This window comes from Campylobacter sp. JMF_04 NA10 (assembly GCF_027737655.1).
In the GTDB taxonomy this organism is placed as follows: domain Bacteria; phylum Campylobacterota; class Campylobacteria; order Campylobacterales; family Campylobacteraceae; genus Campylobacter_B.
On the sequence record NZ_JAOVTZ010000006.1, the window covers coordinates 58,615 to 74,651 of the forward strand.

General features: G+C 41.8%; 16 protein-coding genes. 15 read left to right on the top strand and 1 reads right to left on the bottom strand.

Annotated elements, in window-relative coordinates:
* Positions 1-135: 135 nt before the first annotated feature.
* From OFO12_RS07660 to OFO12_RS07690, 7 genes are all read left to right on the top strand, one after another.
* On the top strand, positions 136-420 hold the full coding sequence (locus tag OFO12_RS07660; RefSeq protein ID WP_270870066.1) for a DUF362 domain-containing protein: 285 nt from the start codon (positions 136-138) through the stop codon (positions 418-420).
* Positions 421-526: 106 nt separating this feature from the next.
* Positions 527-940: a nucleoside-diphosphate kinase gene (gene ndk, locus OFO12_RS07665; protein WP_270859732.1), complete on the top strand. Its 414-nt coding sequence runs from the start codon at positions 527-529 to the stop codon at positions 938-940.
* Positions 941-949: 9 nt separating this feature from the next.
* A complete protein-coding gene (locus OFO12_RS07670) occupies positions 950-1,300 on the top strand; it encodes a hypothetical protein (protein WP_270870067.1) in 351 nt (116 codons plus the stop codon).
* A gap of 19 nt (positions 1,301-1,319) precedes the next feature.
* Positions 1,320-1,466, top strand: a complete 147-nt coding sequence (gene rpmF / locus OFO12_RS07675) for a 50S ribosomal protein L32 (protein WP_270859730.1) — start codon at positions 1,320-1,322, stop codon at positions 1,464-1,466.
* A gap of 4 nt (positions 1,467-1,470) precedes the next feature.
* Positions 1,471-2,463: a phosphate acyltransferase PlsX gene (gene plsX / locus OFO12_RS07680; RefSeq protein WP_270859729.1), complete on the top strand. Its 993-nt coding sequence runs from the start codon at positions 1,471-1,473 to the stop codon at positions 2,461-2,463.
* Positions 2,464-2,465: 2 nt separating this feature from the next.
* Positions 2,466-3,452 (top strand): beta-ketoacyl-ACP synthase III, encoded by a 987-nt coding sequence (locus OFO12_RS07685; protein WP_270870068.1) that lies wholly within the window; start codon positions 2,466-2,468, stop codon positions 3,450-3,452.
* Positions 3,453-3,535: 83 nt separating this feature from the next.
* The gene (locus OFO12_RS07690; protein WP_270870069.1) at positions 3,536-4,879 is read left to right on the top strand and encodes a DUF2130 domain-containing protein; all 1,344 of its coding nucleotides are present in this window, start codon (positions 3,536-3,538) and stop codon (positions 4,877-4,879) included.
* A gap of 89 nt (positions 4,880-4,968) precedes the next feature.
* Here the strand turns inward: OFO12_RS07690 and OFO12_RS07695 are convergent, their stop codons facing one another.
* Positions 4,969-5,892 carry a methylenetetrahydrofolate reductase gene (locus OFO12_RS07695; RefSeq protein ID WP_270870070.1) on the bottom strand — a complete coding sequence of 308 codons (924 nt, stop codon included), beginning with the start codon at positions 5,890-5,892 and terminating at the stop codon, positions 4,969-4,971.
* A 90-nt stretch (positions 5,893-5,982) separates the two neighbouring features.
* Here OFO12_RS07695 and OFO12_RS07700 point away from each other — a divergent pair, with 90 nt between their 5' ends.
* The 8 genes from OFO12_RS07700 to polA all read left to right on the top strand — a co-directional run bounded on the left by OFO12_RS07700 (position 5,983) and on the right by polA (position 15,722).
* Positions 5,983-8,274: a helicase HerA domain-containing protein gene (locus OFO12_RS07700; RefSeq protein ID WP_270870071.1), complete on the top strand. Its 2,292-nt coding sequence runs from the start codon at positions 5,983-5,985 to the stop codon at positions 8,272-8,274.
* 8 nt (positions 8,275-8,282) lie between these two features.
* The gene (gene plsY, locus OFO12_RS07705) at positions 8,283-8,927 is read left to right on the top strand and encodes a glycerol-3-phosphate 1-O-acyltransferase PlsY (protein ID WP_270865405.1); all 645 of its coding nucleotides are present in this window, start codon (positions 8,283-8,285) and stop codon (positions 8,925-8,927) included.
* Positions 8,924-9,241: a dihydroneopterin aldolase gene (locus OFO12_RS07710; RefSeq protein WP_270859723.1), complete on the top strand. Its 318-nt coding sequence runs from the start codon at positions 8,924-8,926 to the stop codon at positions 9,239-9,241. Before plsY ends, OFO12_RS07710 begins: the two co-directional genes overlap by 4 nt.
* Before the next feature lie 76 nt (positions 9,242-9,317).
* On the top strand, positions 9,318-9,989 hold the full coding sequence (hsrA, locus tag OFO12_RS07715; RefSeq protein WP_270859722.1) for a homeostatic response regulator transcription factor HsrA: 672 nt from the start codon (positions 9,318-9,320) through the stop codon (positions 9,987-9,989).
* 38 nt (positions 9,990-10,027) lie between these two features.
* Positions 10,028-11,248, top strand: a complete 1,221-nt coding sequence (locus OFO12_RS07720; RefSeq protein WP_270870072.1) for a sensor histidine kinase — start codon at positions 10,028-10,030, stop codon at positions 11,246-11,248.
* Between the two features lie 81 nt (positions 11,249-11,329).
* Positions 11,330-11,575, top strand: a complete 246-nt coding sequence (locus OFO12_RS07725) for a YfhL family 4Fe-4S dicluster ferredoxin (RefSeq protein ID WP_270859720.1) — start codon at positions 11,330-11,332, stop codon at positions 11,573-11,575.
* Entirely contained in the window at positions 11,575-13,017 is a 1,443-nt protein-coding gene (locus OFO12_RS07730; RefSeq protein ID WP_270870073.1) for a Ppx/GppA phosphatase family protein, read from the top strand. The genes OFO12_RS07725 and OFO12_RS07730 overlap by 1 nt, the downstream gene beginning before the upstream one ends.
* 74 nt (positions 13,018-13,091) lie before the next feature.
* On the top strand, positions 13,092-15,722 hold the full coding sequence (polA, locus tag OFO12_RS07735; RefSeq protein WP_270870074.1) for a DNA polymerase I: 2,631 nt from the start codon (positions 13,092-13,094) through the stop codon (positions 15,720-15,722).
* Positions 15,723-16,037: the final 315 nt, after the last annotated feature.

The following is a 16,037-nucleotide window of genomic DNA, read 5'->3' on the forward strand; positions in this document are numbered from 1 at the left end:
TATACACATTTTATCTTATAAAAAATTTAAACCAAATTTACACGCAATATAAAATTCAAATCTAATCCAAATTTTTAATGACTTTTTAAAAATAGTGTGTTATTATTTAGAGTATTTTTTGATAAAGGAGAAAATATGGCAGTAAAAATTACTGATATTTGTATAGCATGCGGTTCTTGTATCGATGAGTGCCCAGTTAGCGCGATTGTTGATGATAGCGATAACCCAACAGGGGCAGACACATACTATGTATATGCTGATAAATGTGTAGAGTGTGTAGGCCACAATGACGAACCAGCCTGTGCAAACGCCTGTCCAACTGACGGCTGTATCGTTTGGAGCGAAGTTATCGCTGGACAACCAAGCAAAGCTGAAATCGGCGCAGAATTGCGCGGTGGCGATACTCCGGTAGTCGCATAAATACAAATTCAAAATTTTCATGGCTTAAATGCCATGAAAATTTAATTCTTAAATAAATTTTAACCTATTTTAGATATAATCATCCTTTTACAATAAAGGAGTTCGTATGCAACAAACACTATCAATAATTAAGCCAGATGCCGTAAAAAAGGGCGTTATAGGCAAAATCATAGATAGATTTGAAAGCAACGGTTTGCGTATAGCAGCAGCAAAAAAATTGCAATTAAGCGTAGATGACGCAAAAGCGTTTTACGCAGTTCATAAAGATCGCCCATTTTTTGGCGAATTAGTTGATTTTATGGTTAGTGGCCCGGTTGTGGTTATGGTTTTAGAGGGCGAGAACGCAGTAGCTAAAAACCGCGAACTAATGGGTGCAACAAATCCAAAAGAGGCAAAGCCAGGCACAATTCGCGCTGATTTCGCCGAAAGTATCGATGCAAACGCAGTCCATGGTAGCGATAGCCTAGAAAACGCAGCTATCGAGATTGCATTTTTCTTTGCTAAAAAAGAGATTTGCTAAGGTAAAATTTTGAAAATTAGCTTTGTAAAAATCACAAAAGAGCCGATTAAATTTGATATCCAAAGTGGCGGTGTTAAATTTAGCGGCGAGTTGCACAAATCAGGAGAAAGCCTGTATCAATGCAACGCCCAAATTTGCGGAGCGATACCATATATTTGTGATCGTTGCGGAAGTGAATTTGAGTTAAACTTAGATGAAAATGTCGATTTAATGCTAAGTGACGGGATCTACAAAGGCTCTGATAGCTTAGATGTAATCGAGTTTTTCGAGGGCAGTATCGACATAGATGAAATTTTACAAAGCGAAGTAGAAGCGATAAAAAGCGACTACTTTTATTGCGACAAATGTAAAGAATTATAAATTTTATAAAGGAGAAAAAATGGCAGTTCCTAAACGAAGAGTGAGTAAAACTCGCGCAGCAAAAAGAAGAACTCATTACACTGTAACTCTACCTGTGCCAGTCAAAGACAAAGACGGTAGCTGGAAGATTCCTCACAGAGTAAATAAAAATACAGGAGAATACTAATCCCATGACGTCGATTGCTATCGACGCAATGGGTGGCGACTTCGGTTGCGAGCCTATTGTATGCGGAGTTATTGAAGCACTAAGAGAGCAAAAATTCAAAGCTTTCTTAGTAGGCGACGAGGCAAAAATCGCCCCTTTTATCCCGGCAGAATTTCAAAAATACATAGAGTATGTCCAGACTGACGAAGTTTTCGAGATGAAAGAGGGTGCGACAGATGTTTTAAAGCGCAAAAATTCCACTATTTATCAAGCAGTAGATTTGGTCAGAAATGGCACCTGTAAGGCCGTGGTTTCAGCTGGTCATAGCGGGGCTACGCACAGCCTAGCTACGCTTAGAATCGGTAGAATTCCAGGCATTTCGCGCCCAGCCATTGCTACGCTTTTTCCGACTAGTCAGGGTGGTAAAACGCTGGTTTTAGATGTCGGGGCAAATGTGGATTGCAAACCTGAAAATTTATTCGAATTTGCCGTTATGGGTGAGGCTTATGCAAAAGAGATTATGGGGATTAAAACCCCTAGAATCGGACTTTTGTCAAATGGCGAAGAGGATAGCAAAGGTAACGAGGTCAATAAAGAAATTTTCCCAAAACTCAAAAAAATGCAAAATTTCGTCGGCAATGCCGAGGGAAATCAGATTTTCGACGGCTCGGTAGATGTCGTCATCACTGACGGATTTATCGGAAATATCGTCCTTAAAACCAGCGAGGGCATAGCCAGCGCTATGAATAAACTTATCAAAAAAGAGGCGAAAAAATCGCCGATTGCGATAGCTGGTTCGATTTTGATGAGGCGTGTATTTAAGATAATCAAAAAATCGACCGATTACGATGAAACTGGTGGCGCGCCACTTTTGGGCGTGAAAGAGTGCGTAATCATAAGCCACGGCAAAAGCACGCCAAAAGCGATAAAAAACGCAATTTTTCAAGCGCTTAAATTTTCGGATTCAAACATAAACTCAGTTATCCAAACCCAACTTAGCAACTACAACCAAGGATAAAGATGAAGGCTTCGGTGGTATCCATAGGCGCCTACGCTCCAAAGAGAATTTTAACAAACCACGATTTGGAGGGTATGGTCGATACCAGCGATGAGTGGATTACCCAAAGAACGGGCATTAAAGAGCGCCATATCGCAGATGCGAATGAGGCTACCAGCGATATGGGCGCAAAGGCTGCTGCTTTGGCACTTCAAAGAAGCGGGCTAAGAGCAGAGCAGATAGATGCTGTGCTTTGTGCCACAATCACGCCTGATTATTTTTGTATGCCATCAACTGCGGCTTTGATTGCTGATAAATTGGGGCTTAAATTTGGCGTTATGGCGTTTGATATAAGTGCTGCGTGTAGCGGATTTGTATATTTGCTAGACCTAGCCAAATCGCTTATCGAAAGCGGAGCTAAAAAACATATACTAATCGTCGGAAGCGAAAAATTAAGCGCGATTACGGATTATAGTGACAGGAGTACCTGTGTGCTTTTTGGCGACGGCGCTGGCGCAGCAGTAGTGAGCGTGGGCGATGGCGAGGGTATAATCTACACAAACAGCGCGAGCGACGGCGCAAAGGCTGATTATTTGATCACACCAGCACCTGGGAGCGCAAATCCTATTTCGCAACAAATTTTAGACGATAAGCTCGGATTTATCAAAATGCGAGGTCAAGATGTCTATAAAATCGCAGTTCCAACGCTGATAAAATCGGTCGAAGAGGCATTAGAAAAAAATAATTTAAAATCTAGCGATATTGATCTGTTTGTCCCGCACCAAGCGAATTTGCGCATAATCGAGGCAGTGCGCGAAAAGATAGGCTTTACGGAAAATCAATGTGTCGTAACCGTGCAAAAATACGGCAACACAAGCTCAGCTTCAATCCCAATGGCGCTAAACGAAGCTTATGAGGCTGGCAGGCTAAAAAATGGCTCGTTAGTCTTGTTAGATGCCTTTGGCGGGGGATTTACTTGGGGTTCTGTGCTATTTAAATTTAACGCTTAAATTTCAAAATTTATCAAATTTAGACATTAATTGTCGAATTCTTATTGTAAAATTCACTAAAATTTTAAAGTAAAGGAAAAATCATGTCTGAGATCAAATGTCCAAACTGCGGCGAAATTTTCGCAATTGATGAGAGTGAATACCAAAAAATCGTAGCGCAAATCAGAAATAGCGAATTTGAGAAAATTTTAAATGAGAGATTGCAAAACGAAAACGCAAAATTCCAAAGCGAATTAGAGCTTGTAAAATCCCAAGAAATCGCTAGGGCAAAAGAATATATCGCTAATTTAAAAGCGCAAAAAGATAGTGAAATTTCGCAACTTAAAGAAATTTTGGCGAAATCACAGGCCGAACTAAAAGGCAAAGATGAGAATTTAACGCAAAAATTTGAGATTGAAAAAAGCAAAATTTCCCTTGAAAATGAGGCTAAAATCGCCGAGCTAAACCAGAAAATTACCGAGTTAAACGCCAAAATCAGCGCAAGTGAAAATGAGAAAAATTTGGCTGTGAGCAACGCTATTTCGAGCAAAGATAGCGAAATTTCCGAGCTTAAAATCACACTGAGTGAAAAAGAAAAAAATTTCGTCGAAAAAGAGCAAATTTTGCGTGAAAATTTCGAAAAAACAATCAGCGACAAAGACGCGATGATAGATTATTACAAGGATTTAAAGGCGAAATTATCGACAAAAATGGTTGGCGAGAGCTTGGAGATCCATTGTAGCACGGAGTTTGAGAAGCTCCGCACCACCGCATTTGCAAACGCTTATTTTGAAAAAGACAATGAGGTCAAAGAGGGCGGCAAAGGCGATTTTATATTTCGCGATTTCAAAGACGGCGTAGAGTATATTTCGATAATGTTTGAGATGAAAAACGAGGCCGATACGACCGCGTCAAAGCACAAAAACGAGGAATTTTTTGCCAAATTAGACAAGGACAGAAAGGCGAAAAACTGCGAATACGCGGTGCTTGTCTCGCTACTTGAAAGCGATAGTGAGCTTTATAACACAGGCATTGTCGATGTTTCGCACAAATATGAAAAAATGTATGTGATCCGCCCGCAGTTTTTCTTGCCGATAATCTCGCTGCTACGCAACGCTGCGCTAAATTCGCTCGAAGATAAAAAGCGTCTAGTAGAGTATCAAAACCAAAATTTAGACATCGAAACCTTTAAAAGCAATATTGACGAGTTTAAGGATAAATTTGGCAAAAATTACCGCCTAGCAAGCGAGAAATTTCAAAAGGCAATCGATGAAATCGACAAAACTATAAGCCACCTAGAAAAGGTAAAAAATGAGCTTTTATCTTCTGAAAATAACCTGCGCCTAGCTAATGATAAAGCCGAAAAACTAACTATCAAAAAGCTAACTAACAACGCTCCAAGCGTGCAAAAAATGTTTGATGAAGCAGGGCAGAATTCGGACGAGTAAATTTGGCGAATTTGGCGCAAAATTTTGCAAAATTTGGGTGAAATTTAAACAAAATTTTGCGCCACAAATCTGCTAAATTTTAGCAAATTTTATTTTTCGCCAATTCCTAAATTTTCCCTTTTTACGATTATTTCTTTGATTTTTTTCAAAAGCTCGATTGAAGCCTCGATTTCAGCCTTTTTGGTGCTGACGCTCTCTACATTTGCACCCACGCTAATGCCCTTTGCAAGCGAGTATTTGTAGATGAAATCAAACAGCTCCACGCACAGGCTCACCGAGCTTTGCAAGATATCGGTGCTGGTTTTTAGGCGATTTTCCAAAAAATCCGGCACGCTAATGCCAAGCCACTTCATAAATTCGAGCGTTTTTTCGCTTCCGCACGGCGTGAAAGTAAAGATTATAGGCACTTTTTTGCACCCAAGATTAGCATAATCATCTATGAAATTTTTCACACTCTCAGCGTCATAGACGGCTTGGCTGATGAAATACTCGCACCCGCTTATGCTTTTTGACGCGATTTTTAGGTGCTCGGCGCGTGTTTGTTTGTGGCGCTCGGCTATGCAAATTCCACCCAAATGCAAATCGCTAGCAATCTCTTTTTTTATCTGATATGCCCGTTTTAGTGGGATTTTCATCGCGTCGTATTTCGAGGAGGCCCCCACAAATACGCCAAAATTACTCGCTCTTGCATTTAAAATTTCGCTAAATTTACTCTCATTGTATTTACCCACAGCGCGGTAGATTATGGCTGGTTTGACCTCGCGCAGGTGTTTGGTGTAATACAGCGCTGGATCTAGCGTTTCGATAAATTCATAAGTGCGCGTCTCGCTCGTCCTTGCGCTCTCATCTTGTAAATCATAAATGACTATGCCATCGCATGGCATAGAGGTTATGCGCTCTCTCCAAAGCGCGCCAAGTCGCTCGATTTTTTCGGGCTCGAAACTGATTTTTGGCGGAACGATACCATAGAGCAAAATTCCGCTAGCATTGTTTTTAATTTTTTCTTCCAACATTGATAAATTCCTTAAATTTAGGATATTGTAGCAAATTTAAATTTAAAAATTTAAATGATATAATGCGCCAAATTTTACGAAGGAAAATTTATGAAGACTTTGCAAGAAAATTTGAAGCTTTTTTATTTGGGGCTCGAAAATTCTGAGCCGTATTTGTATAAAAACAAAGATCTCACAACCCACGCGCTAATCATCGGTATGACTGGTAGTGGTAAAACTGGCCTTGGAATCACGCTTTTAGAAGAGGCCGCGATTGATAATATCCCATCCATCATCATCGATCCCAAGGGCGATTTGACAAATTTAGCTCTTACATTTCCAAATATGAGCGCGCAGGATTTTTTGCCTTATATCGACGAAACAGAGGCTGCGAACAAAGGCCTTAGCGTGGAGCAAATGGCGAGCGAGACCGCGCAAATGTGGCGAAATGGCATAGAAAATTCTTACCAAAATTTAGACAGAGTCGAGCTGCTTAAAAACAGCGCCGAGTTTAAAATTTACACACCAAAATCAAGCGCTGGGCTAGGAGTTAGCCTGCTTAGCGACTTTGAAGCGCCAAAAAATTTAAACGATGAGGATATGAATAATTATATCTGCGGTATCGCTTCTAGCGTGCTTAGTCTAGCTGGCATTACTAGCGATAATCTAAGCTCGCCAGAATTTTTGCTGATTTCTCAAATTTTTAGTTCAAATTTCAGCGAGGGCAGGGGCGTGAGCGTGGTCGATCTCATCAACCAAATCATCACTCCGCCATTTGATAAAATCGGCGTTTTTGATGTGAATAACTTCTTCCCTAGCGACAAACGCATGGCGCTAGCTATGAAAATCAACGCCCTAATCGCAAGCCCAAGTTTCAAGCTTTGGTGCGAGGGCGAGAGGCTAGATATCGCAAAAATGCTATTTAACGAGAGTGGCAAGGCTAGGGCGAATATCTTTTGTATCGCGCATTTAAACGACGATGAGAGAATGTTTTTCGTAACCTTGCTTTTAAACGAAATGGTTAATTGGATGCGCCAAACGCAAGGGACCAGCGCACTTAGAGCGATTTTGTATATGGACGAGATATATGGATTTTTCCCGCCAAATGGCAATCCCCCATCAAAAACCCCTATGCTGACCCTTCTAAAACAAGCGCGCGCTTTTGGGCTAGGCTGCGTTCTTAGCACGCAAAACCCTGTGGATTTGGATTACAAAGGCCTTAGCAATATCGGCACTTGGTTTATCGGTCGCCTCCAAACCGCCCAAGATAAAGAGCGAGTAATCGGCGGACTTAGCGGAATTGGCTCAAATCCTGTGGATAAATCTGCGCTAATGGAGCAAATCTCAAACCTCAAAAAGCGAAATTTCTTAGTCAAAAATATCAACGAAGATAGCCTAAAAACGATAGAAACTCGCTTTGCACTTAGCTATTTAAAAGGCCCTTTAAGCAACGAGCAAATTTCAAATTTAATGAGCGAAAAAAAGGGCACACCAGGCGCGAACAGCACTGGAAACAAAGTAAAAAGCGCAAGCAGTGCCAAACCAATCGTATCAAATGAAATTTCGCAAATTTACAGCTACGGCGCCTCTCGCGAGCTAAGTCCGTATCTATATGCCACAGCTAAGGTGCGCTATGCTGACAAAGAGGGCGAATACACGAGGGATTACGCGTATTTGCTTGATATCTCGGATGCTAGCGAGATCAACTGGGACGAGGCGAGCGACCGCGCTATTGATAATATACGAAGCGATGAGTTAGAGGATTCGTCGTATTGCGCTTTGCCAAGCTTTATTGCTAGCGCGAAAAATTTTGCCACTTTTATTCGCAATTTCAAAGACTGGGTTTATCGTAACCAAAGGCTAGAATTATACAGCGCGCTTGATATGCACAGCGCGCCAGATGAGAGCAAAGAGGAATTTTATCAAAGACTGCAAGATAAGGCAAATGAAATTTTAGAGCAAAAAACAGATGAAATTCTAGCTAAATTTGAAAAAGAAAAATCTACGCTTCAAACCCGCATAAACCGCGCCGAAGAGAAGCTAGAAAAAGAAAAAAGCGATGTTACTAGCCAAGGAATTAACGCAGCCCTTAGCATAGGAAGCGCGATACTAGGCTCGCTTTTTGGCAGATCGCGCACGAGTGCGACTACGATTAGCAAAACCGTAAGTGGCGTGCGAAACGCTCACCGCGTGCTAACCCAGCGCAACGAAGCCAAAAACGCAGAAGCTAGCGTAGATGAGCTATACTCGCAAATGCAGGCCCTGCAAGAGAGATTTGATGAGCAAATCGCGCAGTTAAAAGAGAGCTTAGATCTCAAAAATATCGAGCTTGGCGTAGTCTCGCTGGCTCCGAAAAAGACAGATATTTATGATGAGAAAATTTCGATTTTGTGGAAGAGTTAGGGTAAAAAATGATTAAAGGTATAATTTTAGGACTTTTAGCTGCTTCAAATTTTTGGTGTTATTTGGTAGCATATTTTTTAGGAGCTGTGCCGTTTGGACTGCTTATTGGCAAATATTTTGGCAAGGTTGATATCAAATCTGCTGGAAGTGGCTCGATAGGGGCCACAAATGTCTTGCGTGTGCTTAAAGAAACAGACCCAAGCAAGGCTAAAATTTTAGCGATTTTGACCGTGGTTTGCGACGCTTTAAAGGGTGTGGTGCCGATTTTGGTGGCGAGGGCTATGGGTTTTGATGAAAATGTGCTTTGGGGCATGGCTGTGTTTGCTGTGGTGGGGCATTGTTTTTCGCCATACCTTGGATTTAGCGGTGGTAAGGGCGTAGCCACGGGAGCTGGCGTGCTAGCATGCTTCGTGCCAATCGAGCTAATCATTGCGCTTGTTGTTTGGTTTATTGTGGGTAAAGTGCTTAAAATTTCGTCCGTAGCCTCGCTATCAGCGGCGCTCGCGCTAATTGTGGCTAGCTACATACTCCACGCAGATATGCCAGCAATCCACACTCACGCGCCGATTTTTATCATAGTTTTTATCGTGTTTTACAAACATATTCCAAATATCGCAAGATTGCTTCGTGGCGAGGAAAAACGGGTAATATGATTCGGGTTTTGATTGAGGATTTGAAATTCGACGCGATTGTTGGAATTTTGGATTTCGAAAGAGAAAAAAAACAAGAAATTTTAGTAAGTGCAAAATTTGGCGCAGATGAATTTATAGACTACGCCAAGGCGTGCGAATTTATAAAATTTAGCTTTGAGAGGGAGAAATTTTTGCTCGTCGAAGACGCGCTAAATTTCTTCGCCAAGAGCTTTAAAACTCAGTATAAAAGCCTGAATTACTTCTATATGAAAATTTACAAAACCCAAATTTTAGCTGACGCAAAAGTCGGCGCGCAAATCGAAATAAATTTTTAAAATTTCTTTAAAAAAACTTGAATTTTGGCTTAAAATATGCTACAATCACGCCAAATTTTATTACGAAGGAAAATCAATGAGAATTTTAATTGTCGAAGATGAAGTTACTCTAAACAAAACTATCGCCGAGGGTTTGGCGGAGTTTGGTTACCAAACAGACAGCTCAGAAAGCTTTAAAGACGCTGAATATTACATAGGCATACGAAATTACGATTTAGTTTTGACAGACTGGATGTTACCAGACGGCAGCGGCGTCGATTTAATCAACATTATAAAACAAAAATTCGCTCGCACAGCAGTCGTCGTGCTATCTGCAAAAGACGATAAAGAAAGCGAGATAAAAGCTCTAAAAGCAGGCGCAGATGATTATATCAAAAAACCATTTGATTTCGATGTTTTGGTGGCTAGACTTGAAGCTAGACTTAGATTTGGTGGCTCAAATATCATCAAAATCGACGATCTTATCATCGACCCAGATGAGGAGAAAATTACATATCTTGGCCAAGAAATCGAGCTAAAAGGCAAACCTTTCGAGGTGCTGACTCACCTAGCTCGCCACTCAGACCAAATCGTAAGCAAAGAGCAACTACTTGACGCTATTTGGGAAGAGCCAGAGCTAGTAACCCCAAATGTAATCGAGGTCGCAATCAACCAAATCCGCCAAAAAATGGATAAACCACTAAATATTTCTACAATCGAGACAGTTCGTCGTCGCGGATATAGATTTTGCTTTCCACAAAAAGCCTAAGAACCCGTTTCATAATCCAATTAGCATCTGCTTCGGCGATGCTAATTTTGATTTTTTCCGTAATGCTTTATAACTATATAAGGATTACGATTTTTGAAAATTCAGTCCATGGGCTTTTGGTAAGGGCTGAAAATATCACAAAACTGCCAAAAATTCCAGTCGAAAAAATCCCAGAGTATCTGCCAGATCCCAAAGGCGAGTTTATCACGAGTTTCGTTTATGGCGAGAAAATCACCAAGCCTAAATTTTACGAGAGCCAAGAGGGTGAAAGCAATTTTTTGACCCTTCAATACCCATATAGCAATGAGGAAATTTTGCAGATCAAAACCGATGTAACGGTCTATGCAAATATCGCAAATCAGATACTTGTGGATATTATTATTCTAAATTTGACAATGATATTTTTGATAATTTTTTACGCTATGTTTTTATCGCGCACGCTTTTGATGCCAATTAAAGTAATCTCGCAAAAGCTAGCCAGTCTCGATGAGAAATTCCTAGCCCCGCTTGACATGGAAAGGTGCGAGAGCGAATTTCGCCCGATTTTGACAAACATAAACCGCCTAATCGATCGAATTCAGACCTTCATAATGTATCAAAAAGAGCTATTTATCGGTATCGCGCACGAGCTAAAAACCCCGCTAGCGGTGATGAAAACCAAAAACGAAGTAACGCTCATAAAGCCAAGAGAGGCGGAAAAATACATCGAGGCGCTCAAAAACAACAACAAATCAATCGACGATATGAACAAAATGATAATCTCGATTTTAGAGATTGGTCGCCAAGAGGGCGCGCAGTTTGAGAGCCCAGAGCAGCTCGATATCGTGCAGTATCTGGGCGAACTGTGCGTGAATTTTAAAATTTTGGCTAGAAATGAAAAAAAAGATGTCGTAAGTAAAATTTCGCCAAAATCCCTAGAAGTGAGTATCCAAAAAAATCTTTTTATGCACATTATCCAAAATTTCGTCCAAAACGCGATTAAATTTTCCCCAGAGGGCGAAGTAATCGAGGTTTTCAGTGAAATTTCGGGCGATTATTTTATCGTGCGTGTAGAAAATTTAGGCGAGAGTATCGACGAGAGCCAGGACTTTTTCGCGCCGTTTAAACGCAAGGGCGGCAAGCCTGGCGCTGGGCTTGGGCTGTTTTTAGCCAAAAACGCCGCGCAGGCTATGGGCGCATCTGTGAGCCTTAAAAATTCGCCCGCCAAAGACAAGATTGTAGCGACCCTTACAATTCCGCTAAAAAATCTCAAAAAATAGCGCAAATTTGGTATTTTTTAAAATAAAATTAAAAGTTTTTAGTGTATAAATGCACTAATTTTTTTTGTAAAGGTTAAATTTATGTCTTTGATGATTACAGACGAGTGTATCAGTTGCGATGCGTGTCGCGAAGAGTGCCCAAATGAGGCGATTTTCGAGGACGAGCCGACATATATGATTGATTCAGATAGGTGCTGCGAGTGCGTGGATCAATACTCAGAACCAGCCTGCATCGTAGTCTGCCCTGTCGAGTGTATAACTTACGATCCTGATAATATCGAAACCGAGGGTGAGCTTAAATACAAACACGCTCACATGGATTATTAATGCCAAAACGCGTTGGAGTGATTGATTTAGGCTCAAATTCTGCCAGATTAGTGATTTTTGAGCGAACGAGCAGATTTGGGTTTTTTATCCTTGCAGAGCACAAAATCAAAGTCCGCCTAGGCGAGGGCGCGTATGAAAACGGCGGAGTTTTGCAACCAGCGGCTATGCAAAAATGCCTTGACGCGTTTGTGGAATTCAAAGAATTGCTCCAAAAATACGGCGCCAAAAGGGTGCTTTGCGTAGGCACTTCTGCACTGCGCGACGCTCCAAATGGGGGCGAGTTTATCAAGCTAGTTTTTAAAAAAACCAAAATCGCAATCCGCAAAATCGACGGCGAGAGTGAGGCGTATTTTGGAGGATACGCCGCACACAATCTCCTTAGCGATTTCAAAGAGGGCGTGAGCGTGGATATCGGCGGAGGCTCGACTGAGCTTGCGCGCATCAAAAATGGCAAAATCGAGGCCAAAATTTCGCTAAATTTAGGCACCGTTCGCCTAAAAGAGCTATTTTTCGACAAAGGCGATATGGCTGGGCTATATGGCTATGTAAATGAGGCAATCAGCGCGGTTGGCGACGAATTTGCCAGCTCAAATTTAATCGCTATGGGCGGTTCGGCAAGAGCGCTAAGCAATGCCATAATGGCGATTGAGAATTATCCGATTAAAATCGTGCATAATTACTGCTACGATTACGAAAAATACGCGCCGTTTTTTAGCAAATTAATCGGCGCAAAAACCCTAGAACTAGCCAAATTTCCGATAAAAAAAGAGCGTTATGATACGATTAGAGAGGGTGCGATAATTTTTAGCGAGATTGCTAAAAAAATCGGCGCAAAAAGCGTGATTACAAGCGGTGTGGGCGTGCGAGAGGGTGTGTTTTTGGGCTCGATTTTGCATGGGGCAAATTTGCCAAAGAATTTCAACCCAAGCCTAAAAAGTCTGCAAGATAGATTTGCTAGCGAAAGCTCGCACGCAGACAAGTTCGCCAAAGCCCTTTTTAGCGTGCTTTTCTCGCTTCACAAGCTAGAAGACAGATACATTGGCCCACTTTGCTACGCCGCTAAACTTTGCGAGATTGGCGCAAGGCTTGGCTTTTATGCCAAACACGAAAGCGCAGCTTCCATGGTGCTAAATGGGCTAAACTACCGCACGAGCCACGAGCAAAAAGCCCTAATTGCGGCGATTATCGCAATGCACGGCAAGCCAAATTTAAGCCCAAATTTTGCAAATTTAAGCGAAATTTTACCAAATGAGCGAACATTAGCGTGGCTTAGCTTTTTGTGCGAATTCGCTAGGATCTTAAACGAAAACGCACTTAAAAATTTGGAGTTTAAATTCGAAAATTTAACCCTGCAAATCGCGGGCGCAAAAAATAAATTAATGCTCAAAGACAGCCTACGCAAACTCTCAAAACCAGCTGTTTTTGCGATAAATTTTATATAAATTTGAATTTGGCAAATTTGCAAAATTTAGCCAAATTTCATTACACTACGCAAAATCAAAATTTAAGGAAATGTATGAAAACTATCACGATTATCGACACTTTTGGCTTTTTTTTCCGCCTGTATTATGCGATGAGTAGCTTAAAAACCAAAAGCGGCAAGCCAAGTGGTATGGTGAGCGGATTTGCGAATTTTATCGCAAATTTGGAGCGAGAGTTCAAAAGCGATTATATAATTTTCGCCCTTGATAGCAAAGGTAAGACTTTTCGTTCAGACATTGACCCAAATTACAAAACAAACCGCCAAACCCCGCCTGACGGGCTTTTGGCACAGCTTCCGGTTTGCATAGAAATGATAGAGAAAATGGGCTTTTGCACAGCGCAAAAAGAGGGCTATGAGGCCGATGATTTAATAGCAAGTGTCGTTAAAACCTATCGCGACACGCACAAAATCAATATCGTAACCAGCGACAAAGACCTTTATCAGCTAATTGGTGGCGAGACACGCATTTATAGCCATGCCAAAAAAATGCTCTACGGCCGCGATGAGTGCTATGAAAAATACGGCGTCTATCCCGAGCAAATCATTGATTTTTTGGCGATTTGTGGCGACAGCGCAGATAATATCCCAGGCGTGAAAGGCATAGGCGAAAAGGGGGCGAAAAAACTGCTTGATGAGTGGGGGAGTTTGGAGAGGATTTACGAAAATATCGAGCTTTTGCCACCAAACAAACAGCGCGAGTATCTCATCGCCTCTAAAAACGAAGCTTTTATGAGTCAAAAGCTTGCTACGCTTTGCGATGAGGTCGAAATTTCGCCACTGCAAAACGCCGTTTTTCCCGAGCAAAATCCGCTTCATAAAATCAAAGAAATTTTGCGCGAATACGAGCTACACAAGCTTCTTTCCGCGCTCGAAAACGAGGGCGATAAAAGCGAAGAGAGCCTAGCTTTTAAGCCAGTGTGCGTGAGGGACGAAAGCGAGCTAGAACGCCTTTGTGAGGGCATTAGCGAGGATACTATCGTGGCGTTTGATACCGAAACCACTGGCCTAGATAGCAAAAATGCCAAAATCGTGGGCTTTTCGTTTTGTTTCAACGAGCAAAAGGCGTATTATGTGCCACTTACGCATAATTACTTAGGCGTGGGCGAGCAAATTTCGCTAAATTCGGCGAAAATGGCGATTGAGCGGATTTTTTCTGGCTTTGTTGTGGGGCAAAATTTAAAATACGATTTCAATATCATAGAGCAAAATTTCGGCATAAAACCGCCACGCAAATTCGCTGATACGATGATTTTAGCGTGGCTCATAAATCCTAGCGAGAGCGTGGGTATGGATAGCTTGGCTAAGCGGTATTTCGACTATGACACGATTAAATTTGAAAATATTGTTGCCAAGGGCGAGACTTTTGCGAGTTTAGAGTTTGATGAGGCCACGAAATACGCAGCCGAAGATGCGTGGATAACTTTGAAATTTTATTTTAAATTTCAAAATTTACTCTCGCCAGAGTTGCTAAATTTGGCAAAAACGCTAGAATTCCCATTTGTGCGTGTTTTGCGCGATATGGAAAATGCAGGAATTAAAATTTCAAAGCCAAATTTAAGCGAGCTGATTTCTCGCAACGAAAGCGCGCTTAGGGTGCTGACAAACGAAATTTACGAGCTTAGTGGCGAGAGTTTTAACATAAACTCCACAAAACAGCTTGGCGTGGTGCTTTTCGAGCATTTGGGTTTGCCGTGCCAAAAAAAGACCAAAACAGGTTACAGCACCGATGAGAGCGTGCTTGCCCTGCTTATACAGGCACACCCAGTAATCGAAAAAATCCTAGCTTATCGCGAGCTTTACAAGCTTCAAAGCACCTATTGTGAGCCACTTTTTGCCCTTGCGAAGAAAAACGAAAATAGCAGAATTTATTCAAATTTCATGCAAACAGGCACAAGCACTGGCAGGTTATCTTCCAAAAACCCAAATTTGCAAAATATCCCTGCGCGTGGGGCTTTGGCGAAGGATATGCGAAATTGCTTCATCGCGCAGGAGGGGTATAGCCTGCTTTCGCTGGATTATTCGCAAATCGAGCTTAGACTTTTGGCGCATTTTAGCAAGGATCCTGCGCTTTTGCAGGCATTTGGGGCGGGCGAGGATATACACTCGCGCACTGCAATCAGCATTTTTGGCGATAGCGAACCCGCACACAGGGCGATTGCAAAGAGCATAAATTTTGGCTTGATTTATGGCATGGGAGCAAGCAAACTAGCGCAAAATTTGCAAATTCCGCGAAATGAGGCCAAGGGCTATATCGAGCGATATTTCGCCTCGTTTGCGACGATTAAGGAGTTTTTGGAGGGGCTAAAAAATAGCGCCAAAAACGACGGATTTATCACTACACTTTTTGGGCGCAGGCGATATTTTGATTTTGCTAACGCTTCGCCAATGCTTCTAGCCACTTATGAGCGAGAGGCGGTAAATACGAAGTTTCAAGGCTCGGCAGCGGACATTATCAAAAAGGCTATGGTTGAGATTTCGCCGCATTTAAGCGCGGAGGCAAGGCTAGTTTTGCAAATCCACGATGAGCTGATTTTCGAGGTAAAAAGCGAGTATGCGCAGGAATTTGGCGCGAAAATTAGGGAAATCATGCAAAATGTCGTGAATTTAAATGTCCCGCTCGTAACGAGCCTAGATATCGCTACTAGCTGGGGCGAGTTGAAGTAAATTTTCAAATTTTGCAAAATTTCGCTTACGCAACCTTAAAAACACTGCGCCGAAATTTTGCCACTAAGGGTCATTGCGAGCAAGCTTTGCTTGTGTGGCAATATTGAAATTTTGAGCTATGAGCCAAAATTTATGCAATCCATTATAATTGTAAAGAAATGCGAAGCATTTCAGTAAAAATAAAGCTAGCTAAATTTGGAAAAACTTCGTTTTACCAAATTTAGCCACTTCTAAGGTTTTACAGGGGTGGGGGTTGGTAAGGGGGAGGGTAGCGTCTCCTAAAAAGCGCGCCCTCCCCCTTACAGAGAATTTCAA